Source organism: Azospirillum sp. BE72 (genome assembly GCF_031455875.1).
Lineage (GTDB): Bacteria > Pseudomonadota > Alphaproteobacteria > Azospirillales > Azospirillaceae > Azospirillum.
On sequence record NZ_JAVDTO010000007.1, the window covers coordinates 13,990 to 39,597 of the forward strand.

Annotated in this window: 18 protein-coding genes; 5 read left to right on the forward strand and 13 right to left on the reverse strand. The window is 67.3% G+C overall.

Annotated elements, in window-relative coordinates; translation table 11 throughout:
* The first annotated feature begins 200 nt into the window (after window positions 1-200).
* Window positions 201-401 (forward strand): hypothetical protein, encoded by a 201-nt coding sequence (locus J2Y49_RS18500; protein ID WP_310116344.1) that lies wholly within the window; start codon window positions 201-203, stop codon window positions 399-401.
* On the opposite strand, the gene J2Y49_RS18505 is transcribed toward J2Y49_RS18500, so the two are convergent.
* The 9 genes from J2Y49_RS18505 to J2Y49_RS18545 all read right to left on the reverse strand — a co-directional run bounded on the left by J2Y49_RS18505 (window position 349) and on the right by J2Y49_RS18545 (window position 14,000).
* Entirely contained in the window at window positions 349-1,287 is a 939-nt protein-coding gene (locus J2Y49_RS18505) for a YihY/virulence factor BrkB family protein (protein WP_310116525.1), read from the reverse strand. The two genes, J2Y49_RS18500 and J2Y49_RS18505, sit on opposite strands and share 53 nt — an antisense overlap.
* A 166-nt stretch (window positions 1,288-1,453) precedes the next feature.
* Window positions 1,454-3,364: a right-handed parallel beta-helix repeat-containing protein gene (locus J2Y49_RS18510; protein ID WP_310116345.1), complete on the reverse strand. Its 1,911-nt coding sequence runs from the start codon at window positions 3,362-3,364 to the stop codon at window positions 1,454-1,456.
* Window positions 3,365-3,708: 344 nt separating this feature from the next.
* Window positions 3,709-6,786, reverse strand: a complete 3,078-nt coding sequence (locus tag J2Y49_RS18515; protein ID WP_310116346.1) for a multidrug efflux RND transporter permease subunit — start codon at window positions 6,784-6,786, stop codon at window positions 3,709-3,711.
* Between the two features lie 10 nt (window positions 6,787-6,796).
* A complete protein-coding gene (locus J2Y49_RS18520; RefSeq protein WP_310116347.1) occupies window positions 6,797-8,038 on the reverse strand; it encodes an efflux RND transporter periplasmic adaptor subunit in 1,242 nt (413 codons plus the stop codon).
* A gap of 6 nt (window positions 8,039-8,044) precedes the next feature.
* Window positions 8,045-8,779 (reverse strand): helix-turn-helix domain-containing protein, encoded by a 735-nt coding sequence (locus tag J2Y49_RS18525; RefSeq protein WP_310116348.1) that lies wholly within the window; start codon window positions 8,777-8,779, stop codon window positions 8,045-8,047.
* 176 nt (window positions 8,780-8,955) lie between these two features.
* Window positions 8,956-9,675, reverse strand: a complete 720-nt coding sequence (gene btsR / locus J2Y49_RS18530) for a two-component system response regulator BtsR (protein ID WP_194914551.1) — start codon at window positions 9,673-9,675, stop codon at window positions 8,956-8,958.
* A gap of 40 nt (window positions 9,676-9,715) precedes the next feature.
* Window positions 9,716-11,419 carry a sensor histidine kinase gene (locus J2Y49_RS18535; RefSeq protein ID WP_310116349.1) on the reverse strand — a complete coding sequence of 568 codons (1,704 nt, stop codon included), beginning with the start codon at window positions 11,417-11,419 and terminating at the stop codon, window positions 9,716-9,718.
* A 116-nt stretch (window positions 11,420-11,535) separates the two neighbouring features.
* A complete protein-coding gene (locus J2Y49_RS18540; RefSeq protein WP_310116350.1) occupies window positions 11,536-12,345 on the reverse strand; it encodes a polysaccharide deacetylase family protein in 810 nt (269 codons plus the stop codon).
* A gap of 134 nt (window positions 12,346-12,479) precedes the next feature.
* Window positions 12,480-14,000 carry a malonyl-CoA synthase gene (locus J2Y49_RS18545; RefSeq protein ID WP_310116351.1) on the reverse strand — a complete coding sequence of 507 codons (1,521 nt, stop codon included), beginning with the start codon at window positions 13,998-14,000 and terminating at the stop codon, window positions 12,480-12,482.
* 404 nt (window positions 14,001-14,404) lie between these two features.
* Between J2Y49_RS18545 and J2Y49_RS18550 the strand changes: the two genes are divergently transcribed.
* Window positions 14,405-17,404: a LodA/GoxA family CTQ-dependent oxidase gene (locus J2Y49_RS18550; RefSeq protein WP_310116352.1), complete on the forward strand. Its 3,000-nt coding sequence runs from the start codon at window positions 14,405-14,407 to the stop codon at window positions 17,402-17,404.
* 32 nt (window positions 17,405-17,436) lie between these two features.
* Window positions 17,437-18,531 carry a tryptophan 7-halogenase gene (locus J2Y49_RS18555; RefSeq protein ID WP_310116353.1) on the forward strand — a complete coding sequence of 365 codons (1,095 nt, stop codon included), beginning with the start codon at window positions 17,437-17,439 and terminating at the stop codon, window positions 18,529-18,531.
* A gap of 4 nt (window positions 18,532-18,535) precedes the next feature.
* Here the strand turns inward: J2Y49_RS18555 and J2Y49_RS18560 are convergent, their stop codons facing one another.
* The 3 genes from J2Y49_RS18560 to J2Y49_RS18570 form a co-directional block, all read right to left on the reverse strand.
* Window positions 18,536-19,483, reverse strand: coding sequence for a ParB/RepB/Spo0J family partition protein (locus J2Y49_RS18560; RefSeq protein ID WP_310116354.1), 948 nt, complete (start codon window positions 19,481-19,483; stop codon window positions 18,536-18,538).
* Window positions 19,473-20,486 carry an AAA family ATPase gene (locus tag J2Y49_RS18565; RefSeq protein ID WP_310116355.1) on the reverse strand — a complete coding sequence of 338 codons (1,014 nt, stop codon included), beginning with the start codon at window positions 20,484-20,486 and terminating at the stop codon, window positions 19,473-19,475. Before J2Y49_RS18565 ends, J2Y49_RS18560 begins: the two co-directional genes overlap by 11 nt.
* A 116-nt stretch (window positions 20,487-20,602) precedes the next feature.
* Complete coding sequence (locus J2Y49_RS18570; protein ID WP_310116356.1) at window positions 20,603-21,541, reverse strand: cation diffusion facilitator family transporter; 939 nt, start codon at window positions 21,539-21,541, stop codon at window positions 20,603-20,605.
* A 919-nt stretch (window positions 21,542-22,460) separates the two neighbouring features.
* On the opposite strand from J2Y49_RS18570, the gene J2Y49_RS18575 reads away from it, so the two are divergent.
* Entirely contained in the window at window positions 22,461-23,390 is a 930-nt protein-coding gene (locus tag J2Y49_RS18575; RefSeq protein ID WP_310116357.1) for a replication protein RepA, read from the forward strand.
* Window positions 23,391-23,776: 386 nt separating this feature from the next.
* Here the strand turns inward: J2Y49_RS18575 and J2Y49_RS18580 are convergent, their stop codons facing one another.
* Window positions 23,777-24,967, reverse strand: a complete 1,191-nt coding sequence (locus J2Y49_RS18580) for an HPP family protein (protein WP_310116358.1) — start codon at window positions 24,965-24,967, stop codon at window positions 23,777-23,779.
* A 150-nt stretch (window positions 24,968-25,117) separates the two neighbouring features.
* Here J2Y49_RS18580 and soxR point away from each other — a divergent pair, with 150 nt between their 5' ends.
* Window positions 25,118-25,573 (forward strand): redox-sensitive transcriptional activator SoxR, encoded by a 456-nt coding sequence (gene soxR, locus J2Y49_RS18585; protein WP_310116359.1) that lies wholly within the window; start codon window positions 25,118-25,120, stop codon window positions 25,571-25,573.
* Window positions 25,574-25,608: the final 35 nt, after the last annotated feature.

The following is a 25,608-nucleotide window of genomic DNA, read 5'->3' on the forward strand; positions in this document are numbered from 1 at the left end:
CCCGTGGGGTGGAATGCCGCGAGCGGCTGTCAGGACGTGCCGAGCGGCAGCCGGCAGGGGGCGAGCGGCGCCGCTCAAGTCGCCATAGCGCCGCTCGGCGCCAGGATGCCGCCGTTCGCCGGGAATCGGCCCATCGCGCAACGGCACGGCGCTAGTGTGGGACGTCCCACTATGCCGGACAGCATCCCGGAGACCCAGCCATGTCCACCCAATCCGCCCCCTGCCCCACGCCGCTGCGCAAGGCGCTGGCCAACCTGCGCCGGCTGTTCAACGACGATTCCTACGAGCGCTACCGCGAGGCCCAGGCCCGCTTCACCCCGGACGAGCCGCCGCTCGACCGCCAAGCCTTCAAGGCGCGGCAGATCCTGATGACGCTGGGACGGGGTTGCTGCGGCCGATAGGGGGTTGGCTGACAGGAGGGCGGCCGATAGGAGGATGGTGCGACCGGCTGCCCTTGCGCTCCGAGTAGGCGCGGGTCAGTTCCGCCCCGAACAGAAAGATGACGGCCGAATAATAGACCCACAGCAGGATCAGCACGAAGGATCCGGCCGCACCATAGACCGTCACCACCCCGCTGGTGGCAATGTAGAAGCCGATCAGGAACTTGCCCACCGCGAACAGAAAGGCGTTGACCGCGGCCCCTAGCCACACGTCGGTCCAGCGGATGCGGGTATCCGGCAGGATCCGGTAGATCATCGCGAACAGCCCGGTCAGCACCGTCCAGGAAACCACCACGTCGAACAGCCACAACAGCGACGGCATCGCCGGCAGATAGCCCGTGGCCCAGGTGCCGACCGCCGCCAGGGCGGCACTGACCACCAGCGAGACGATCAGCAGGAACCCGATCGCCCCGATCAGCGCCAACGCCTTCAGCCTCACCCGAACCAGCCATGTGATGGTCGATTCCTGCGGTGCCGCCACCTTCCAGATACGGTTCAGCGCGGTCTGCAGCTCGACGAAGACGGTGGTGGCGCCGACGATGATGGTGCCGATGCCGATGATGCTCGCCACGATGCCGGTTTCCCGCGCATCGGCCCGCGCGATCAGGTCCTGCAGGGTCTCGCCGGCCTCGCGACCGACCAGCGCCGACAGTTGGTCGACCAGCGCGCCTCTTGCCGCCTCGTCGCCGAAGACCAGCCCGGTCAGCGCAATCACCAGGATCGCCAGCGGGGCCAGGGAGAAGATGGTGTAGAAGGCAATGGACGCGGCCATGCTCATCGCATCGTCGTTGATCCAGCCATAGGCCGCATCGACGACAATCGCCCACCACCGCCGAAAATGCTGCATCACCGCCCCCAGGATCCCGCCTCACTGGTCAGGTAACACTGGCGACGGCAATTCGGTCACAGGTGGAAGGCGGGGGCGGGGGCGGGGGCCGAAGCCACCAACGGGAACGGGCCGCCCGTCACCGGGCGGCCCGCTTCAAGTCATGTGGTCTGAACGGAGGAGCCGATCAGCCCAGCAGTCCGATGTCGTCGTAGGGGATGTGGTCGAAGCCCTGCCCATAAACGGGCGAGTTCGACGAAAGGGTGAAGTCGTCCGCACCCGGATTGACGAAGCCCGGGTTCAGCGTGACGGAGCCCTTGTCGTACCCGGCAGCCTGCCACTCCGCCAGATCGCCCTTGCCGCCGCCGGCCATCACCTGCGGCCAGACGTCGAACAGATCCTTGGACGCATCCAGGTTGCTGTAGAAGTTGTTGTGGATGTTGCCGACACCGGCCGGGCCGTAGATGTGGACGGCCATGCCCTCGCTGACATCGACGACGTTGCCGGAGATGTCGTTGCCGCTCATCACCTTGCCCTTCCAGCCGCCCCAGGCGACGGGCTGCTGCAGGCCGATCTGGGCGCCGCTGTTGCCGGCGATCACGTTCTCGGTGACCGTGTTTTCCCAACCGCCATGCAGGAACACGCCGCCGATGTTGTCATGGACGACGTTGCCCTTCACCGTGGCGCCGCTGGTCCAGTCGTCGAGATAGATGCCCCAGCTCGCCACCTGGCCCGTGGGGTTGGTCGCCGTGGTGCCGGACACGTCGTTGTTGACGACGGTGTGCTCGGTCAGGTCCTGCTGGCGGTTGATCAGGTAGATGCCGCCGCCGTCGTTCGATTCCAGGTTGGCGTTGACCACCTTGTTGAAGGCGATGGTCGCGCGGTAGGTCGCGTCGCTGCCGTCCGTCTGGACCGAGCCGACGGCGATGGCCTTCTCCGGCGAGTCTTCGATCTGGTTGTGGGTGATCTTGACGTCGGAGCTGCCGTTGACCCAGATCCCGGCATCGCCGCGGTCGGCGGCGTTGGGGTGCTTGATCAGATTGTCGGACACCACCGTGGCGTCGGAGCCGGCCTTGACGAAGACCGCCTCGGCGCCGGTGCGGTCGAACTGGTTGCCGACGACCTTGCTGTTGGCGCTGTTCTGCACCGTGATGCCATAGCCGCCGCCGGTAACGGTGTTGTTGGCGAAGGTCAGGCCGGCGGCGTTGTCGGCGAAGACATAGTGGCCATTGGCGACGCCGCCGGTGAAGGTCAGGCCTTCGATGGTCACGTCCTTGGCACCGCCCAGGCCGAACGACACGGACGCCTGCGCGCTGCCGTGGATCACCGCCTTCTCGTTGCCGTAGCCGGTGAAGGTCACGCCCGAATCCTGGCCGTCCAGCCAGATCGGGTTGCTCGGGTAATAGTCTCCGCCGCGCACATAGGTCGTGTCGATGTCGCTCGACCGCATGGCGTTCTGCGCCTTCTGTAGCGAGGCGAAGGGGCCGTCGGTGCCGTCGGCGTTGGGGGCCGCCAGCTTGCCGGACCAGCTGTCGTTGCCGTTCTTGGCGACGTAGAAGCCGGGGCCGCTCGGCTTCGGCACGCTGGGGGTGGGCTCGGTCGGCGTCGGCTCAGTGGGCGTCGGCTGGGCGGGCATCGGCTGGGCGGGCGTGGGCTGAACGGGCGCCGGCTCCACCGGCGTGGGGTCGGCGGGAGCGGCCACCTCGTCACCGGTCGAGAAGTAGTTCTTGCCGGCATTCACGACCAGCGCGCCGTTCCACCACAGGCCGTCCTGCCCGTCGACAACGTCGCGGCCGTCCAGCGCGCCCTTGTCGTAGGTGACGATGTCGTCGGTCGGCAGGACCGATTTGCCGTTGATCGAGATCTCGTTGACGATCAGGTTGCGGTCCTTGCCGTTCACAAATCCGTCGTTGTCGTACTGGACCTGCACCTTGTGGGCTTGGTCCTCTGCGAGATCCGTCTTGAAGACGAAGTCCTTGGCCGTGGCACCCGTGGTGCCATCACCGATCTTCTTGCCGTCGACCAGCAGGTTGAAGTGCGCCTGTTCGGTGCCTTCGGCGGTCACGATGATGGTCGAGTTCCCGGAGGTCGTGGCCATTGATCCGTATCCTTAGCGGTTGCGATGCGGCGCCACGATGGTCGGACGGCTGGGGCATTGGTGAGGCATTTTTCCTGGAATCATCGAATAGGTGGTAAATTCTGTTACATTCCTGAGATCAATGGCAAATACATACGAAAGTTTATTAAACAGAATAGACAGTCATTTTCGCAACAGTCTTAGAATTACCCCTTACGATGCTTGCAGATATTCGCTGATGATCTTCTACATAGCTTCCATCAGGCTGTTTACGCGCTCCGGATCAATAGGGCAGCAAACAGAAAAAGGCCCCTCCCGGTTGGGGAGAGGCCTTTCGTTTGCCAGCACCGCAGACCGACGGGGCGTCAGGTCATGCTGCGCAGTTCCTCCGCGCGGGTGGAGCGCGAGGCGGCGTAGTGGTCCTTGGCCAGCAGGGTGTAGACCGCCGGCAGGACGAACAGCGTGAACAGCGTGCCGATCAGCATGCCGGCCACGATGACGAGACCGATGGAGAAGCGGCTGGCGGCACCGGCACCCGCCGCGGTCAGCAGCGGCAGCAGGCCGACCACCATCGCCGCGGTGGTCATCAGGATCGGGCGCAGGCGGACGCGGGCCGCGTGCTCGATCGCGGTGCGGCGGTCCACGCCTTCGTTCAGCTGCATCTCGCGGGCGAACTCCACCAGCAGGATGCCGTGCTTGGAAATCAGGCCGATCAGCGTCACCAGACCCACCTGGGTGTAGATGTTCATGGTGGCAAGGCCGAAGAACAGCGGCAGCAGCGCGCCGCAGATCGACATCGGCACCGACACCAGGATCACCAGAGGGTCGCGCAGCGATTCGAACTGCGCCGCCAGCACCAGATAGATGACGACCAGCGCGAAGGCGAAGGTGACCATCAACTGGCTGCCCTCCGTCACGAACTGCCGCGATTCCGACAAATAGGCGTGGTTGAAGCCGGCCGGCAGGTGGATGCGCGCCTGCTCCTCCAGGAAGTCGACGACCTGGCCCATGGAGACGCCCGGCATCGGCACGGCGGAGAAGGTGGCCGAGGGGAGCTGGTTGTACTTGTTCAGCGCATTGGGCTCCACCGCCGTTTCAACCGACACCACGGTGGACAGCGGGATCTGGGCGCCGGAACCCGAGGTGACGTAGTAGCCGGTCAGCGATTCCGGCGTCAGGCGGTCGGCCCGCGGCACCTGCGGGATGACCTCGTAGGAGCGGCCGTTCAGGTTGAAGCGGTTGACGTAGTTGCCGCCGACCAGCACCGACAGCGTGCTCGACACCGACTGCATGGTCAGGCCGAGGTCGGCCGCCTTGGCGCGGTCGATCTTCAGCCGGACGACCGGGCTGTCATATTGCAGGTCGCTGTCGGTGATGATGAACATGCCGCTCTTGGTGGCGGCGTCCTTGATCCGCTCGATGGCGTCGTAGATCGTCCGGTAATCGCCGGGGCTGGAGATCACCATCTGCACCGGCAGACCGCCGGTGGAACCGGGCAGGGCAGGGGGCGACACCAGGAACACGTTGATGCCCGTCACCTTGCTCAGTTCCGCCTGGGCCAGCGGCTGCAGTTCCTTGGCCGACCGCTCGCGCTCGTCCCACGGCTTCAGGATCATGCCGGCGAAGCCCTGGTTCAGGGTGGGCATGCCGGTCAGGACGAAGCGGGTGTCGGTCTCCGGAAAGCTGGCGAAGGTCTCGTCGATCTGCTTCCCGAAGCTGTCGATGTAATCGAGGTTGGCGTATTGCGGCGCCTTGGAGATGCCGAACAGGATGCCCTGGTCCTCTTCCGGCGCCAGTTCCGACATGGTGTTGGCGAACAGGTAGCCGACGCTGGCCAGGATGCCGACCGCGAACAGCAGCGTGGCCGCCCGATAGTCCAGCGTGCCGTGCAGCCGCCGCTCGTACCAGTCCGCCAGCTTCTCGAACTGGCGGTCGAGGAAGGCGGCGAAACGGCCCTGGGACCCGCCCTCCTTGAGGATGACCGAGCACATCATCGGCGACAGCGTCAGCGCCACGACGCCCGACACGATCACCGCCGCGGCGAGCGTGAAGGCGAACTCGCGGAACAGCGCGCCGGTCAGGCCGCCCAGCAGGCCGATGGGCGCATAGACCGCCGCCAGCGTGATGGTCATGGAGACGACCGGCCCGACGATCTCCCGCGCGCCGATCAGCGATGCGGCGACCGCCGATTTCCCGTGCTCGATATGGCGGTGGATGTTCTCCACCACGACGATGGCGTCGTCCACCACGAGGCCGATGGCGAGCACCATCGCCAGCAGCGTCAGCAGGTTCAGCGAGAATCCCATTGCCAGCATGAAGCTGGCGGCGCCGATGATGGACAGCGGAATGGTGACGATCGGGATCAGCACCGACCGGAACGACCCCAGGAACAGGAAGATGACGACGATGACGATGGCGACCGCCTCGAGCAGCGTCTTCACCACCTCGTCGATGGACGCCTGGATGAAGCGGGTGCTGTCATAGACGATCTCCATCTTCATGTCCGGCGGCAGGTTGCGCCGCAGGTCCGGCTCCATCTTGCGGATGTCGGCGACGATGTTCAGCGGGTTGCCGGTGGGGGTGGCGTCGACGCCGATGAAGATCGCCTGCTGCCCGTTCATCGCCACGCTGGCGTCGAAACTGCGGGAGCTGAGTTCGACCGTGGCGATGTCGCGCATCCGCACCAGCGCCCCGTCCTTGGCCTTCACCACCATGTCGCGGAACTGCTCGACATCGGTCAGGCCGGTGTTGGCGGTGACGTTGGAGATGACGAAGACGCCCTTGGTCTGGCCGGGCGCCGATTGGTAGTTGTTGGCGGTGACCGCGGCCGACACGTCGGCGGGCGAGATGCCGCGCGCCGCCATCTTGACCGGGTCCAGCCACAGGCGCATGGCGAAGGTCTGGCCGCCCAGGATCTGGGCGCGCGCCACACCGTCCACCGTGGACAGCACCGGCTGCACCACGCGGGTCAGATAGTCGGAGATCGCCGCCCCCGACAGGTCGGGGCTGGAGAAGCCCATATAGAGGATCGAGGTCGTCTCGCCGGTCGATTTCAGGATGACCGGGTCGTTGGCCTCGCGCGGGAGCTGGTATTTGACCTGGTTGACCTTCGCCATCACGTCGGTCATCGCGACGTTGGGATCGAAGTTCAGCCGGACATAGGCGGTGACGACGCTCTGCCCCTGGGTGGAAGAGGAGGTCAGGTAGTCCAGCCCCTCGGCCGAGGACACCGCCTGTTCGATCGGCGTGGCGATGAAGCCCTGCATCAGTTCGGGCGAGGCGCCGGGATAGCTGGTGGTCACGGTGATGACCGTGTTCTGCAACTGCGGATACTGCCGGATCGGCAGCTCCAGCATCGCGCGAGCCCCGACCAGCAGGATCAGCAGGCTGACCACGACGGACAGGATGGGCCGGCGGATGAAGATGTCGGTGAAATTGCCCATGGCGTCGGCCTCAGTTCTGCGGCAGGGACTGCGGCGGGGTCAGCGGGTTGTTCTCGGCCGGGACCACGGCGGCACCGTTGGCGAGCTTCAGCTGGCCCGACACCACGACGCGGTCGCCGGGGTTGATGCCGCTGCGGATCTCCACCCGGTTGGCCAGACGGTCGCCGGTCTTCACCGCCTTGCGCTCCACCACCAGCTGCTCCTTGCCGTCCTCGCCCTTCTGCTGGGTCGCGACGAACACGGAATCGCCGTAGACGGTGTAGTCCACCGCGGTTTCCGGCACGGTCAGGGTGTTGGGCTGCGGCGGCAGGACGACGCGGACATTGGCGAACATGCCGGGCCGCAGCAGGCGCTCGCGGTTGTCCATGGTGGCCTGCACCTTGACCGCGCGGGTGTCGGCGCTGACCTGCGGCTCGATGGTGGTAATCTTCGCCCCGAAATCGCGGCCGGGCAGGGCATCGACGTTGATCAGCACATCCTGGCCGACCGACAGCCTGGGGAAGGCCTGTTCCGGCAGGGTGAAGTTGATGTAGAGCTGCGACAGGTCGGTCAGCGTGACGATGGTGGCGCCGGGATTGACGTAATCGCCGACGTTCACCTGCCGGATACCGAGGTCGCCGTCGAACGGCGCCTTGATCAGTTTCTGGCCGATCAGGGCGCTGGTGCGCTTCATGTTGGCGTTGATCTCGTCGAGCTGCGCCTGATACTGGTCGACATTGCTCTGGGGCGTGGCCTGGCTGCGGCGCAGGTCGCGGTAGCGTTCCAGGTTCAGCTCCGCCAGACGCGCCTGGGCGCGCTGGGCCAGCAGGTCGGCCTGCTCGGTGGCGTCGTTCAGCTGCACCAGCGGATCGCCGGCCTTGACGCGTGCGCCCGATTCGAAGGGGATGCGCTCCACCCGGCCCGCGACCTCGGGCGCCACCGTCACCTGACGCGCCGCCTGCAGCGTGCCGATGGCGGACAGGTATTTCGGCACGGTCTGCACCGTCGCCTCCGCCAGGGCCACCGGGGTGGGCGGCGGCTTGTTGTTGGCGAAGAAGTCGGCGATGGCTTTGGCGCGGAAGGTGTTGAAGCCGTACAGCGCCGCCCCCAGCAGCCCCAGCACCACCAGCATGATGATGATGCGCACGGTCAGCCGCCCGCGGGTGACGGGCTTGCGCGGGGGACGGGGCGGGGACGGCGGCGTGCCGTGGCCCGGCTCCGACGCCGGATGCCCGAACGACGTCTCGGTCTTTGGCGAATGATCCAGGGTCACGATCGGCTACTCCGCTCTCTCGGGTGTGGATTCGTCATTTCTTGGTCCGCCTTCCGGCGGCGGTGGGGGAGGCACGAAGACCAGATGTCCGCAGCGCTCCTGCTCGGCAATGGCCTCGTCGCGCAAGCCTAGTCCACGCAGGATGAACCATGCGGTCCGCCGTGCAAGCTCTGGACGGCCGCAGCTGTAGGGAACCACCGTGCCGCCGGACAGGCAGACGGTCGCCATCATCTCGCAGAGATGCTCGGCAAGCCAGAGCCCGCTCTCCGCATCGATCGGGCCGGGCACCAGATCGCCATCGGCGATGGCCGCGTCGATGGAGGCGGTGAAGCAGGGCAGGAACCGGCTGCGGATTCCCTCATAGACCTGCCGCATGAACTCGCCGTCTTCCAGCAGGCTGATGATCGACAGGCGCTGGCGGGCCCGTTCGTTGGGATCGGCCGGGACCTCCATCACGAAATAGCCGACCAGCCCCTGGATCATCTGCACCAGCGTCGCGGTGCCGGGCGGCAGGGCAATCAGCCGCTCATATTCCGGATCGCCGTCGATGCAGCTGAGGAAGATCGCCTCGTAGAGCGAGGCCTTGGACGGGAAATGCTTGAAGATCAGGCCTTCGGACACACCGGCGGCCTGCGCGATCTCCTTGGTGGTGGTCGCGGCGAAGCCCTTGCGGGCGAAAAGCGGCAAAGCGGCATCGACGATGGCGCGGCGCCGGGCGCGGCTGTCCAGGCGTGGAGCCATGGGCTGCGGTCTTTCAAAAACTGGATATATTAGGGAAGTGAGCGCACACTCACCTCGGTCGGGCGGTTTGTACACCGGCCCGATGCGCTTGTCCATCGGATGCGCGTCGTTCTTATTCGCTGACGAAGCCCCTCACCCCTCGCAGGGTGAAGGGCTTGCGAGGCCACCCCGCAGCCTCACCCCATCCCCAGCCGTTCCTTCAGCGGCCCCAGGAAGCGCCGGCTGACCGGCACGGTGTGGCCGCCGGTGGTCAGGATCTCCGCCAGACCGCCGTCGACGAAATGGATTTCCCGGATGCGTTCCGGGTTGACCAGGAATTGGCGGTGGCAGCGGAACAGCTGGCTCTTTTCCTGGATGGTGTGGAGCGTCAGTTCGGTGAAGCGCTCCTGCCCATCCTCTCCCACCACGTAGACGCCGGCCGGGCGGGAGACGACATACTCGACGTCCGCCAGCTTCATCAGGGTGATGCGGTTGACCCCGGTGCAGGGGATGTGGCGCAGTTCGGCCGCCCCCGGCAGAACGCCGACCTCCTGCGGGGCATGCTGGCGGCGCAGGCGCTGCAGGGTCTTCGCCAGCCGCGCCGGATCGGCCGGCTTCAGCAGGTAGTCGAAGGCATGCTCCTCGAAGGCTTTGACGGCATACTCGTCATGGGCGGTCAGGAAGACGATCCGCGGCATGCGGTCGGGGTCGAGCATGCTCAGCATCTCCAGCCCGCTGACCCGCGGCATCTGGATGTCGAGGAACACCACGTCCGGGGTCTGCCGGTTGATGGCCCCGATCGCCTCGATGGCGTTGGCGCATTCGCCGACGACGCGGATGTCGGCGGCCTCCTCCAGCATCCGGCGCAGTTCCTCCCGCGCCAACGGTTCGTCGTCGACGATCAGGATGTTCATCATGGGCAGACCATAAAGGAACGGGCCATCTGGCGGTGGACCTTCATGCGGGCACGGTCTCTTCGACAGGGAGGGGCAGGCGCAGGGTGACGCGGGTGAAGACGTCCGGATCGCAGGCGATCGAAACGCCATACGCCTCACCGTAGCGGTTGCGGATGCGGCGGTCGACGATGGTCATCCCCAACCCGTCGCCGCCCGGCTTGGCCTCGTAAAGCCCGGCATTGTCCTCCACCGACAGCAGCAGGTCGCCGCCCTCCCGCTTCGCGGCGATCCGGACATGGCCGTCGCCGAGAAGCTGCGCCGTGCCGTGCTTGATCGCATTCTCCACCAGTGGCTGGAGAGAGAAGGCCGGCAGTGCGGCATGGCGCAGATCATCCGGAACGTCGATCTCCACCGCCAGCCGGCCGGTGAAGCGCGCCAGCTCGATCTGCAGATAGGCGCTGACATGCTCGACCTCGTCGGCCAGCGTCGCCGTCTCGCTGGGGCGCTTCAGGTTCTTGCGGAAGAAGGTCGACAGGTTCTGCACCAGCTGGCGCGCCCGCTCCGGATCGTTGCGGATGACGGCGGAGATGGTGTTCAGCGCATTGAACAGGAAATGCGGGTTCACCTGCGCATGCAGCAGCTTGATCTCCGACTGGGCCAGCAGGGCCTTCTGCTGCTCGTAACGGCCGGCCAGGATCTGGTTGGACAGCAGCCGGGCCACGCCTTCGCCGAGCGTCCGGTTGATGGTGGAGAAGATCTTGGTCTTCGGCTCGTACAGCTTGATGGTGCCGATCACCCCGCCATCCTCGCCGACCAGCGGGATCACCAGCGCCGCCCCCAGCCGGCAGGCCGGGCTGATCGAGCAGCGATAGGCCACCTCGTTGCCGTCGGCGTAGATGACCTGGTTGTTGGCGATGGCCTGATGCGTCTGGCGCGAGCTGATCGGCGTGCCGGGCAGATGGTGATCGTCACCGATGCCGATGAAGGCCAGCAGCTTCTCCCGGTCGGTGATGGCGACGGCACCGACGCCGGTCTCCTCATAGATGATGCGGGCGACGCGGGTGCTGTTCTCGCTGTTGAAGCCGCCGCGCAGCACGCCGTCGCAGCGCGCGGCGATCTTCAGCGCCTTGGCGGAAAAGGCGCTGGACTGCTTCTCGTCCAGAACGCGGCGCTCCAGCAGGATGCGCATGAACAGCGCCGCCCCCAGCGTGTTGGCGACGATCATCGGCGCCGCCACCACCTCGACCAGATGCACCGCCGCCTCGAAGGGACGGGCCACCGCCAGGATGATCAGCATCTGCACCAGTTCGGCGACGAAGGTGACGGCGCCGACGCGCAAGGGGTTGAACAGCGGTTCGATCCGGCCTTGGCGCACCATGTGGCGATGGACCAGACCGCCGATCAGCCCCTCCGCCATGGTGGAGATGGCGCAGGCCACCGCCGACATGCCGCCCAGCGAATAGCGGTGCATGCCCCCGGTCAGCCCGACCGCCAGCCCCACCGACGGCCCGCCGAAGATGCCGCCCAGCACCGCGCCGATGGCGCGGGTGTTGGCGATGCTGTCGTCGATGTGCAGGCCGAAATAAGTGCCCATGATGCAGAAGATCGAGAAGATCACGTAGCAGGCCAGCTTGTGCGGCCAGCGCACCGTCACATGGGTCAGCGGCAGGAACAGCGGCGTCCGGCTCAGCAGATAGGCGATCACCAGATAGACGCACATCTGCTGAAGCAGGGAAAGGATCAGGGTGAAGGGCTCGACTGGCATGGCGGCATTCCCGGCAGCCGCCGCGGACATCGGGCGCTGCTCGGCCGCCATCCTACATCAGCATGCCATCCCCGCCGATGGGACATCCTTGCATCTCTGGCGATAGTCAGCGGCGGTTACCGCCGATGCGGCGCCGGATGCAGCAGCGCCAGCGACGGCGTGACCGCATCGCGCATCGCCGCCTCCCATTCCGTCATGGTGACGAAGCGGTATCCCCGCCGCTCTCCCTCCTCCAGAATCGCCGGCAGCGCCGCGACGGAAGAGGCCTTGGTGCTGTGCATCAGCACGACGGCGCCCGGCGCCAGCCGCTCGACCACGCGGCGACGGACGATGTCGGGGCCGGTGTCCTTCCAATCCTGGCTGTCGGCGGTCCACAGCACCGTCGCCATGCCATGCCTGCGCGCCAGCGCCGCCAGCGCATCGTCGACATCGCCGTAGGGCGGCCGGAACCAGGCCGCCGTCACTCCGACCGAGGCCAGCGCCGCCTCCGCCTGCGCCAGATTCCATTCGCTCCGGGCCGGCTTCAGGTCGGTGGTCATCGGGTGGGTCTGGGTGTGGCTGCCGACCTCGTTGCCCGATGCCGCGACGAGCCGGGCGATCTCCTGATGGGCGGGGATCTTGGCGCCGATGTAGAAGAAGGTCGCCTTCGCCCCATGGGCCCGCAGGATGTCGAGGATGCGCGGGTCGTTCGCGTCCGGCCCGTCGTCGATGGTCAGCGCCACGACATTGGTCCCCGGCAGAGTCAGATCGACCTGTTCGAGGTCGAGGTCGGACCCCGGAATCAGATGCTCCGTCTCGAAGGGAGCGGCGCCATGGGTGGCGGCATAGCTGCGCTGTCCGGCCACGGCTGAGACGGACAAGGCTGAGACGGACAAGGCCGCCACCAGCCCCAGCAGCAGGGCGGTGCGGCGGAAATGGGTCATCATCGCAAGGCACGCAAGGGAAGGTCGGCGCCCCTCTACACCTTATAAAGGGGTAGGGCGGGCTGGGTGCGCGAGCTTTGCTCCCGGCGGCGATGATGGACAAGCGATTTTTTGGAAGGCGCGGCCAGCCCCCGCGCTCAGCCGAACAGCCCCTTGCACGTCTCCCGCAGCAGGTTCTTCTGCACCTTGCCCATGGCGTTGCGCGGCAGCTCCTCCACGAAGGCCACCGCCTTCGGCACCTTGAAGTTGGCGAGCTTCTCCCTGCAGGCGCCGATCACCGCCAGCTGATCCAGCGCTTCCGCACCCGGCCGGCGCAGAACCACCGCCACCACCGCCTCGCCGAAGTCCGGGTGCGGAACGCCGATCACCGCGGACTCCACCACGCCGTCGATGGCGTCGATCACCGTTTCCACCTCCTTGGGGTAGACGTTGAATCCGCCGGTGATCACCAGATCCTTGGCGCGGCCGATGATGTGGACATAGCCCCGCCCGTCGATCCGCCCGACATCGCCGGTGATGAACCAGCCGCCGGGACGGAACTCCTGCGCCGTCTTCTCGGGCATGCGCCAATAGCCGGAAAAGACGTTCGGCCCCTTCACCTCCAGCACGCCGATCCCGCCATCCGCCACGGGCTCCCCCGTCTTCTCGTCCACCACCCGCACCGACACCTCGGGCAGGGGGAAGCCGACGGTGCCGGGGATGCGGTCGCCGTCCAGCGGGTTGGAGGTGAGCATCCCGGTCTCGGTCATCCCATAGCGTTCCAGGATGGCGTGGCCGGTGCGCTCCCGGAACTCCCGGTGGGTGTCGGCCAGCAGCGGGGCGGAGCCGCTGATGAACAGCCGCATATGGGCCGCCGCCTCTGGCGTCAGGCGCGGGTCGGCCAGCAGGCGGGTGTAGAAGGTCGGCACCCCCATCATCACGGTCGCCCGCGGCAGCAGGCGGAAAACGGCGTCGGCATCGAACTTGGGCAGGAACAGCATGCCGGTCCCGTTCATCAGCACGCAGTTGGTGGCGACGAACAGCCCGTGGGTGTGGAAGATCGGCAGGGCATGCAGCAGCACGTCGTCCGGCCGGAACCCCCAGATGCGGTGCAGGGTGGCGGCGTTGGAGGACAAATTGCGGTGGCTCATCATCGCCCCCTTCGACCGCCCGGTGGTGCCGGAGGTGTAGAGGATCGCCGCCAGATCGTCCGCCGCGCAAGGCACCGTCGCGAAGTCCGCATCCAGCCCCGCCGCCCGCTCCGGAAGGCTGCCGTCACCATCGGTCCCCAGCGTCAGCAGGGTCCCCACCCCGGCGCCCTTCGCGGTGTCGGCCAGCGCCGCCGCGTTGACCGGCGTGCAGACGAAGACCCTCGGCTCGGCATCGCCCAGGAAATAGCCGACCTCGGCCTTGGTATAGGCGGTGTTCAGCGGCAGATAGGCCGCCCCGGCGCGCAGGCAGGCGAGATAGAGGAAGACCGCCTCCGCCGACTTCTCCACCTGCACCGCCACCCGGTCGCCCTTGGCGACACCCAACTCCGTCAGCAGCCGGGCATAGCGGCCGCTGATCTCCCTCAGGTCGCGATAGCTGTAGCGGCGTCCGGACTCCAGCTCGATGAACGGGGCGTCGGCATCGGCGGGGAAGCGTGCGGCAGCGATGTCGAAGAAATTGTCGGTCATTCTCGGTCGGCCCCCTGCGGAATGGCGCGCCCATCATACACCGGCGCGGGGAAGGCGGAATCCCCTCTCCCTCCGGGGAGAGCGGGGCAGAGGGAGTCACACCCGCGCAACGCATGACCGTGGGGCATGACTCTGGGGCAGGACTGTGGGACGCCCCACATCGGCGCCCCCGAATCGGCGAGACGAATATCGACGATTTTACTCAACCCCAACGGAGGCTATCACCGCTCACTCTCCCATACGGAAAAAATGTGGGCGATACAGATTATTTACAGTGGAAACCCCTGGAGTGCTCGCGTAAGCACGACTCACGTAACGGGAAATTCCATTCATCGAAACAACTTTTTCATCCGCGTATCCACCCTTCCCGGCACCCCCGCCGGACGATTCAGGAGACGGAGCGTATGACGGCCAAAGATTCCTCCCCGATTCCCCCGTGCTTCGACTGCGCGACCAACGCCACCCAGCGGCTGGACGAGATGTTCATCGCCATGGGCCAGATGAAGCGCATCGCGCTGGGCCAGACGCCGGCGGAACGCGCGGTGTTCCGCAAGCTGCACGGCGCCGCCCAAGGCCGGCTGGTGATGGACCCGAACCGGCCGGAGTGCTTGCGCGTCGGCGTCTTCGCCAGGGACGAGTTGCCGGCCTGGGTGCGCTTCTCCAGCGACACCAGCCCGACCTCGCCGGATCTGGGCTCGACGCTCGGCATCGGGTTGAAGGTCTGGGGCGTCGATGGCGTCAACGCGCTGGGCGAGACGGGCGACGTCGCCGACTTCGTCATGCAGAACTTTCCCGTCTTCTTCGTCGATAACGCGGAGGAGATGTGCGAGTTCACCTATGCCGGCACGGTCCTGAAGGATTATCCCGGCTATCTCAAGAAACACCCGAAGACCGACGGCATCCTGAACGCCATGTCGGCGCAGGTGGACGGCAGCGTGCTGACCACCCAATATTGGGCGATCCTGCCATTCGATTTCGGCCCCGACAATTACGCCAAATACTCGCTGGTGCCGGAAACGCCGCCGCCGGGGCATCCGGCGGTCAACGTGCCGACCGACGACAAGAACTATCTCGCCACCGACCTCGCCAACCGGCTGCTGGAGAACGAATACCGCTTCACCTTCATGGTGCAGGTGGTTCCCAAAAGCGCCGGCTATCCGCTGGACAAGGCGACGGAGGAATGGCCGACCGACCAATACCCCTACCAGCCGGTGGCGACGCTGGTCCTGCCGAAGCAGGATGTCTGCGCACGCGGTCAGGGCGACTATGGGCAGGAGCTGGCCTTCAACATCTGGCGCACGCCGGTGGAGCAGGCGCCGCAGGGCAGCATCGCCGCAGTGCGCAAGGTCGTCTACAACCACGGCGCCGATGTCCGCCATCAGGCCAACGGCCAGCCGCTGGAACAGTCGACGCAGCCGCGCACCCAGGCGCCGCCGCTGCCGAAGGACGACTGCATCGTCAAGGCGGTGATCTACCCGCCCATCGGCATCGCCCGCATCGGCAACGCGCCGGAGGGCTATGTCGTCGGTCCCGAGGTGCCCAACCCGAAGCCGCTGATGGCCGGCGACGATCCGGCGCAGAACCCCTATCGTGACGCCGAAGGCCGGCTGCTGCCGCAGGCCGCGCGCTTCCGCATCTATGGCGTCAACGCCATGGGCCGGATCGTCCGCGAGCTGACCGCCGCCGACAGCGGCGCCGACATCACCTGGAAGGTCCATCTCTCCAACCAGAAATCGGCCTGGTACAGCTTCCAGCTGGCGCTCGACATTCCCGAAGCGGCCTCGGCCGATCCGTCGACGCTGCGCAACCCGACGGTCACCGACCGCGAGGCGCTGGTGCTGGATGCCGGCGAGCACAAGATCCACGCCGGCCAAGGCAAGCAGAGCCGCAAGCTGGTCGCCGGCAAGTTCATGCACCAGGGCGAGCCGGTCTATCTCGGCCGCATGTGGTGCGAGGAGGGCGACCATCGCCTGCTGGTCACCGGCGGCCGCGGCTTCTCCTCGTCCTACAACGGCACCAAGGCGATCACCTTCGGCAACAACGAGGGCTGGCACGACGACACCTCGGACGGGCCGGTCGATGCGGTGGTCAGGCTGAACGGCATGGAATTGCCGGTCACCCCCGCCTGGATCGTCGTGGCGCCGCCGAATTACGGGCCGCAGCGCAAGTCCGTCCGCACCATGTGGGACCTGATGCGCGACGTGGCGATCCAGGCAGGATCCCTGCCGAAGCCCGCCCGCCCCTCCTTCACCCACGACATCTACCCGGTGTTCGAGCGGATGACCGGGCTGCAATGGGTGAATGCCGGGTTCGCCGCCGGGTTCGGCTGGAACTCCGCCAACGACTTCACCAAGCCGGAATGGATCGCGCGGCTGAACGACCGCAGCCTCGCCAACCAGGAAACCCGGCGGGTGCTGAAGAACTCCTTCCGGCATGACGATGTCGACAGTTGGTCGCCGATGCCCTGGCCCTGGGTCTATGGCGACGCGATGAGCATCCCGCCGGCGCAGACGCCGCGGCAATACAACTCGCTGACCCAAACCCAGCTGGAATTCCTCGACCAGTGGGTCGCCGGCGACTTCGACGACGATTGGGGCAAGGTCCCGGTCTACACCGAGTTCGATCAGGTTCCGCTGGACGAGCAGGGCGAGGTGCTGACCCGCGCCGCGCTGGACTTCTGCCTGGCCGACGCCTTCCATCCCGGCTGCGAGATGACGTGGCCGGTCCGCGCCTCCACCATGTATATGGAGCCCTTCCGCTTCGCCCATGCGCCCAAGGGCTGGGTCGAGCCGGGCATGGGCGCCATCCTGTCCAGCGATACGGTGACCATCCCCAACGGCCCGCTCTATGGCCAGCTTCCCGGCGGCATCACCCGCTGGATGGCGGTGCCGTGGCAGACCGACACCGGCAGCTGCCGCTCCGGCTACGATCCCGGCTACGACCCCAACGTCCCCACCTTCTGGCCGGCCCGCGTGCCGAACGAGGTGCTGACCCGCGAGAACTACGGAATCGTAATGGACGCCGCCCAGCCGGCCCAGGTGCGTCTGGCCGCCTTCGCCAACCGCGCCGCCTGGGTGGCGCCGCTGGGCACCACCAGCTACACCGACCAGATCAACAACATGATCCATCACTTCGACCATCTCGGCGTGGTGGAGGTCAATCCCGGCCCGACCGATCCGGAAGGCGCCAAGCTGTTCCCGCCGCTGATCGAGGTGGAGGACCAGCACATCCCCATCCCCGACGTGGACGACACGGTGGACACCAAGGCGGTCCGCACCGCCCACCGCACCCTGTCCAGCAAGGCGCCGGCCCCGTCGGGCGGCGGCGGTGGGCTGCGGGCGACCCAGCCGGTCGATCTCAGCCGGATCGACAAGGTCCGCCGCTTCCCGCGCGGGCTGCGGTGATCCGGACAGGCGCGATCGAGCCGGATGCGGTCGTGGCCGACGTGGTTGTGGTGGGGGCAGGCCCCGCCGGGGCCGCCTTCGCCCTCAACCTCGCGCCGCTGCACCGGGTGCTGGTGCTGGACCGGCGGGACGGCCCTGCCGTCCGCATCGGCGAATCGCTGGCCCCGGCGGCCCGCCGCCTGCTGGCCGACATGGGGCTGTGGGAGGCTTTCCTGGCGGAAGGCCATTCCCCCTGCCATGGCGGCCGGTCGGTCTGGGGCGGTCCGCAGCCGGTCGAGGCCGACAACCTGCGCGACCTCGACGGGCCGGGCTGGCACCTCGACCGCGGCCGTTTCGACGGCTGGCTGCGCCGGGTCGCAGTGTCGCGCGGTGCGGCGCTACTGGTCCCGGCCCAGCTCTTGTCGGTGAACAGGGCAGGGGAGGGCTGGCTGCTGGAGGTTGAAACCGCCGGCCGCCGCCTTCCCGTCCGCGCCCGCCTGCTGGTCGATGCCGGCGGGCGCGGCTCGCCGCTGGCGAAGCGGTTTGGCGCCCGGCGGACGGTGTCGGACCGGCTGGTCTGCGGCTGGATCCATGGGATGGACGCCCCCGGCCGCCAGTCCGGCCTGACCTGGATCGAGGCGGAACCGGATGGCTGGTGGTACAGCGCCCCGCTGCCCGAGGGCCGCCGGGTCGTCGCCTTCCACACCGACGCCGACCTGCCCGCCGCAGCCGATGCCCGTGACGCCGCATCGCTGCTGGGCCGGCTGCCCGGCTGTCCCGTGCTTTCGGAGTCATTGCGCGCCTGCAGCTTCACGCCGGAAGGGCAGGGGGAGGGGAGAGGCGGTTTCTGCGCCGCCCACAGCAGCACGCTGTCACCCGCCTCGGGCGAGGGCTGGCTGGCGGTCGGGGACGCTGCCCTGGGCTTCGACCCGCTGTCGTCCCAGGGCATCTTCAACGCGCTCTACACCGGCCTCGCCGCGGCGGAGGCCGCCGACCGCCATCTGTCCGGCGATGCGAACGCTCTCTCCGGTTATGCCGCCGGCCTGACGCCGATCCGCGACGCCTACCGCGCCCATCTGCACGCCTGGTACGGGCTGGAGCGCCGCTGGCGGGACCGCCCCTTCTGGAGCCGCCGGCTGGCGGCCTGAGCGGTCAGGCCCCGTGTTCCACCCCGTCATCCACCCCCTCCAGGATCGCATCGATCTCCGCGCGCAGCCGCATCAGCCGCTCGCGGTTGTCCGGGTCGAGGTGGCGGCGCTGCTCGCGCACCACGGCGACATCGCGCATGATGCGCTTCACGCTGGCCTGCAGCGAGCGCATCGCCTCCTTCGGGCCGGGCTCCGGCGGAGTGGCTTCTGAAGCACCACCCGCAATAGTCCCCTGGGCATGGTCCCGCTTGGCCTGCCGCACCGCCTTGACGCTCGCCCCCTCCTTGGCCCGCTCCCACAGCTCGGCGCGGAGCTCCGCCGGGGCGGCGGCGATCTCGATCATGACGGAGCGCGAGACATGGGCGAAGGCGGTCGCATACTCCTCCCGCATCTCCGCCGGCAGGCTCATGATCGCCAGCAGCTTGGTCACGTCGGTGCGGTCGCGCCCGACCACGGCGGCCAGCTCGTCATGGGTGTAGCCGTGCTTGTCGATCAGCCGGGCCAGCGCCGCCGCATATTCCACCGCGTTCAAATCGACGCGCTGGACGTTGTCGATCAGCCCGATCTCGTCCGGATCGCCGGAGGTCAGGATGGCGAAGACCGTCTTGCGGCCCAGCATCTCGTGCGCGCGCACGCGGCGCTCGCCGCCGATCAGCAGATATTCGCCCTGGGGCAGCGGGCGGACCAGGATCGGGTTCTGCAGCCCGTGCCGCTCGATGGAGGATGCCAGGCCGCGCAGTTCCGCCTCGTCGAAATGGCGCCGCGGCTGGTCGGGGTTGCGGTGGACGCGGTCGAGGTCCAGCTCCACCACATGCGGGAAACCGGCGGAGGTGCCGAACAGCCGGTCGCTGCCCACCGTCAGCCCGCCCGTCATGGCGCCCCCCGCCACGCCGCCCGGCTCGCCGGCGCCGCCCAGAAGCTCGCGGGTCTTGCGTTCGAACTTACGCGACATGCGGCAACTCCCGGTTCTGGGCATAGGCGCGGATCTGGCGCGCCACCTCGCGGAAGGTCTCGGCCCCCGGCGCCTTGGGATCGCCCGCCAGCGTGATCATGCCGGCGGCGGCCGCCTTGCCATAGACGGTGGCGCGCGGGATGGGGTCGAAGACCGGCACCTGACCGGCGTAGGATTCGTGCAGCTCCTGCAGCGTGGCGCGGTCCTGGGTCAGCCGGTCGTTGTACATGGTCGGGATGATGCCGGCGATGCGCAGGGTCGGGTTCACCCGGCGGCGGATGCGACCGATGGTGTCGATCAGCCGCTTGACGCCCAGCAGGGCCAGCGCCTCCGTCTGCACCGGCACCACCACCAGCTCGGCCGCCGACAGGGCGTTGGCGGTCACCAGCCCCAGGTTCGGCGCGCAGTCCATCACCACGAAATCATAGGCGTGGCGCACCTCGTCCAGCTTCTCCCGCAGGATCAGCCCGCCGGTGGAATCCGCCGCCAGTTCCACGTCGGCGTCGGCCAGCGACAGCCCGGCGGGGGCGAGATCCAGACCGCGCTCCGCCGTCGGCATGATGACCGAGGTCAGCGGCTCTTCCGACCGCAGCACGTAATAGAGTGTCTTGCGCTGCTGCTCCAACGCGACGATGGCGGCGTTGCCGATGCCGACATGGACGGTGGCGTTGCTCTGCGAATCGCAGTCGATCAGCAGGACCCGCGCGCCCCCTTCGGTCAGGGCATAGGCGAGGTTGACGGCGGTCGCGGTCTTGCCGACGCCGCCCTTCTGGTTGGCGACCGCCAGATATGTGGCGGCGCGGGGGCGCTCGTCCGCCTTGTGGCGGGTCAGGAAATCGACCAGCTGCTGCGGGATCCGCTCCGCCCCGCTTTCCCAGCGGCTGATCCGTGCCTTGGTATAGCTGCGGCCAAGCTGCGCGTTCAGCCATTCGGCGAACTGCGTCTGGTTCTCGCCGCGACGCTCGCGCAGCTGGCGCATCTCGTCGCCCCCAATCGACTGCATTTCCGTCACTTCCCCCCTCAACTCCGGCCCCGATCTGGACGGCCATCCGGGCGGGCGGAGTCTGAGCAAGTTGCCGGAACTTTGTCAATGGAAGGCGCGGCGAGTTGCCACAACAATCACCCCGGAACCGGCCCGCCCGCCCGCAATTCGGTGAAGACGCGGCTTATCTCCGGAAAGCGCTCCTTCACCTGCCGGTCGATGCGGGCGAGGGCCTTCTCCACCTCGCCCGCGCTCACCTCGTCCCGCAGATCGAGGCTGAGATTGACGATCACCACCTCGGGGCCGAGATGGGTGGTCAGCACCTCGTTGACGCGCTCGATGGCGGGCTCCTCCCGCAGCAGGGCGCGCACCCCGCGCACCAGATCGGGACGGGCCGATTCGCCGATCAGCAGGCTTTTCGTCTCATAGGCGAGGAAGCCGGCGGTGGCCGCAAGCACCAGCCCGATCAGCACCGACCCGATGCCGTCGAACACCGGCTGGTCCAGCAGCAGGTCGGCGGACAGGCAGGCGGCGGCGATGATCAGGCCGACCAGGGCGGCGCTGTCCTCGAACAGCACCATGAAGATGGTGGGGTCCTTGCTGGCGTGGACGGTCTCGAACACGCCGGCGTCGCCGCGCCGGGCATTGAAGGCGCGCAGCGCCACCAGCCAGCTGACCCCCTCCATCACCACGGCGATGCCCAGCACGACGAAGTTGATCCAGGGCGATTCGATCGGCTGGGGGTGCAGGATCTTCTCCACCCCTTCATAGATCGACACCACGGCCCCACCGGCGAAGATCACCAGCGCCACGACGAAGGTCCAGAAATACAGCTCGCGCGCGTAGCCGAAGGGGTGGCTGTCGTCGGGCGGCTTCCGCGACCGCTTCAGCCCGACCAGCATCAGCGCCTCGTTCCCGCTATCGACCAGGGAATGCACCGCCTCGCTCAGCATCGACGAACTGCCGGTCAGGAACGCCGCCACGAATTTGGTGACGGTGACCGCCAGATTGGCCGCGATGGCCGCGATCACCACCTTGCCGGCGTCCGTCTCCGATCCTCCCACCGAACCGGTCATCGCATCCTGCGCCATGGTCCCCCGCCAATTCAGCCCCGTGGGCAAACAACTCCGCTGCCGCCGCCCGGTTCCGCGGAGCCGGCGCACCTGAACCTTGGTGACGCCCCGATGGTCTGGGATGAGGTGGCAAGCCTCCGGAGTTTGAACTTTGGTGACGCTCCCATCCGGAACGACTCGGCATGACTCCTGAACTTTGGTGACGCCCTGCCAAAATATCCGGCGCCATGGTTTGAACTTTGGTGACGCCAGCGGCCCCGGATCGACTCGACCGGGTGTTTGAACTTTGGTGACGCATCGGCGGGAAAGGGGGCGATGAACGGCAGCGAAACCCGGAAAGCCAACGTCCGCTTCTCTGTGCGTCATTCCCGCGAAGGCAGGAATTTAGCCGACTCGGTCGGTTACCATGCGGCGCTCCCTGGATCCCCGCCTCCGCGAGGATAACGGGTAAGCCATTGAATTCAAACACTGTGCCGATGATGGGCGAACACCCGACCATCCGATGGCCGGCAGCCAAGGCCCCACAAGGCCGCCTCACTTAGCCGCTGGAATCCTTGAACTTTGGTGACGCCTGCCGCGACTTGAGCCCGCCCGATTCACCGCGACTCGCCTGCCCGGGCGTCACCAAGGTTCAAACCCGCGGGGCTCCCGGCACCGCGATTCGTCCACAGGCACCCCGGTTTTCCCCATGAACTCTGGTGACGCCATCCTTGAACTGTGGTGACGCGACTCGGACTTATCCCCTGAACCTTGGTGACGAATCTAATAGTTGGTTCCAAATAGCTTCCAATTAGCCTGCGTCACCAAGGTTCAAATTGCCTTCGGCGCGATCCGGGGTGTTGTATCTGGCAGGTTCGGTCATCCGGCGGTCACAGGACGGTCATGGAGACCAGCAGCGGGTGACCAGGAACGGGAGAGCGGCATGGGCAGCATTCATCGTTTGATCGAGACACATGGGCGCGACGGCGCACTGGCCCTCGTTTCGGACGAGGAACGGCCGCTGATCGACATCGCCGCCGCGGTCCAGGCCGCGGAGAACGGCAAGCTCGGCATCACCTATGCCGGATTCTGCCAGACGGCGCTGCCCCACCGCCAGCTTCCCGACGACCAGCATTGGGAACGGCCGGGCCACAAGGTCAAGTTGGTGATCCAACCCGGTGTGATCGAGGACCGCAACGGCGTCACCCGTCGAATCGGCGTGCCCTACGGCAGCCGGGCGCGGATGATCCTGCTCTATCTCCAGACCCGTGCCATCCAGACCGGCAATCCGGAGGTGGAACTCGGCGGCTCCATGCATGACTGGCTGAAGCGGATGGATATCCCGATCTGCGGCAAGGCCTATCGCGATGTGGAGGATCAGGCTGCGCGCCTCTCCGCCTGCCATCTCACCTTCTTCACCGACGCCGACGGCGGCCGGCGGCAAAGCAAGGAATCGATCGTCGCCGACGCCATCCAGCTGCGCCGGCCCGACGACCGCCAGGGAACCCTGTTCACCGAGACGGTGCGGCTCAGCGACAGCTTCTTCAAGGCACTGCGTGAACATCCGGTTCCGGTGGCGGAAGAGGCACTGAAGGCGATCAGCGGCAAGTCGATGGCGCTCGACGTCTATATCTGGCTCGCCTACCGCCTGCATTCGCTGGAAAAGCCAACGCCGATCACCTGGGCGGCGCTGCACGGCCAGTTCGGCGCCGGTTACGCCCTGGTCCGCCAGTTCAAGACCAAGTTCATCCCGAATCTGAAATACGCCATGGCCGCCTATCCCGACGCCCGCGTCGAGGAATCGGGCGAAGGGCTGATCCTCTACCCCTCGCGCCCGCCGATCAACGAGCGGGTGGTGGCGCGCATCGCCTGATTGCGCGGCTGAACTTTGGTGACGGTGGGCGATTACGGCCTTGAACTCTGGTGACGCCTCGGTTTCCAGGGTGCCCGTCACCAGAGTTCAGGACACCAACAGTCAGGCATTCGCAGCCCAATCGCGAAGAAGCGGGCGTTACCGTTTTCGAGCCGACGCTTATCCCTCGGGACGATTTGTGATAGGAAAAATAGCCTGTCACGGAGTGCGGGAGAGAGAGCGTGTGCAGCCGGGTGCCATCTTCGCCGCTCCTATCGTCGCAAGATCCTCCCGGCTGCGAGTTGAACAGTGGAACAGGCCTGAATTCCTGTTTCACACTGTTTCAAATGTTCCACTCCCCCTCCGTCGCGAGGCCGACAAAGGGGAAGCGGCGCGGAATCCGGCCGCTATGCCCGGCCGCCGGAAACATCCCGCAGAGGGTTGCGCGGAAGCGTCCCGTTCAGCCCGTCGATGCCGGTCTGCACCGCACGGGCAAGCGCGGTGCGGGCCAGAACCACCAGCAGGTCGGTCTGGGTGACCATGCCGAGGACGCGGCGGTTCTGGTCGACGATCACCACGTCATGGGTGCGCCCGTCCGACAGGCGGCCCAGAAGGCGGAAGACCGGGGTGTCCGGCAGTTCAACCGTCGCCGGGGCCATGACGCTGGCGACGCGGGCGCCGCTGCGGCCGGTATCGCCGTGCGACAGCTGCTCGTGCCCGACCATGCCGACCACGGTGTTCTGGGCATCCACCACCGGCAGGGTGCGGAATCCATGTTCCAGCAGCCGGGCGCGGGCCACCTGCGGATGGGTGTCCAGCGTGACCGAAACGACGTCGCGGGACATGATGTCCCGGCAGCTGATGTCGGCATGCAGGCGTTCCAGCGCATGCAACTCGGCGTTGACCAGCAGCGCGCCGAGATCCTCGCGGCTGACATCCAGCGTCTCGGCCAGTGTGCGCAGCGCCTCGTCCACGTCGCCCTGGATCAGGCCGGGGCGCAGCTGCGGCGGCGGATCGCTGGTGCGGTGGGTGTTCACCGCCTTGTGCGGATAGCGGTGGCCGGACAGCCGGTGGAACATCAGCCCGGCCGTCAGCAGCAGGATGGAGTTCACCGCGACGGGGAAGAAGGCGAACTTGATCCCCATCTCCGTCACCGCCGGCCCGCCCAGCACCGCAGTCAGGGCAGCGGCCCCGCCCGGCGGGTGGAGGCAGCGGGTCAACGACATGGTGGCGATGGCGAGCGCCACCGCGGCGGCCCCCGCCAGCATCGGGTCGGGAATGACGGCGGCGACCAGCACCCCGACGATGGCCGACAGCGTGTTGCCGCCGACGATCGACCAGGGCTGGGCCAGCGGGCTGGCCGGCACGGCGAACAGCAGCACCGCCGACGCCCCCATCGGCGCAACCAGCACCGGCGCGCTGGACATGTAGGTCAGCATGTTGCGACAGAGCAGCCCGGTCGCGGCGATGCCCAGCAGGGCGCCGCAGCAGGCGATCATGCGGTCGCGCAGCGTGGCGCCGGGCAGGATCGGCCGGAACACGAACTCCCCCCATCCCGCCAAACGGTCACGCAAGGCGGCAAGCTTTCCCCTCGTCATACGGTCCCCGTCCCCCTGATTACGCAATCGGCACATTGCCCGTTTGGTCGGCAAAGTCGGGGCAGGCTAAAACCTCAACAGAACTTGAGGTCAAGCGGAAATGGCTGCACACTGGCGGGACGGAGGGTTGCGGCAGAGGGGAGGGCCGGGATGCTGTCGCCGGAGGAATACGACAAGGACCTGACGGTGGGCGAAGTGGCGCGCCGGTCCGGCGTGGCGGTCTCGACCATTCACTTCTACGAGGCGCAGGGGTTGATCCGCAGCTGGCGCAATTCCGGCAACCAGCGCCGCTTCTCCCGCGACGTGCTGCGGCGGGTGGCGGTGATCAAGGTGGCGCAGCGGCTGGGCATCTCGCTCGCCTCCATCGCCGACGCGCTGAACGCCCTGCCGGAGGACCGCACCCCCACCACCGCCGATTGGCAACGCATGTCGGAGCGCTGGCGGCAGGAACTGGACGAGCGCATCACCAAGCTGACCAGACTGCGCGACAATCTCGACGGCTGCATCGGCTGCGGCTGCCTGTCGATTCGCGACTGCCCGCTGCGCAACCCGTGGGACGAGCTGGGGGATGGCGGCGCCGGGCCGCGTCTTCTGGATCCGGCTTGAGGGATCCGACTTGAGGATCGCGGCCCCGCGGCACC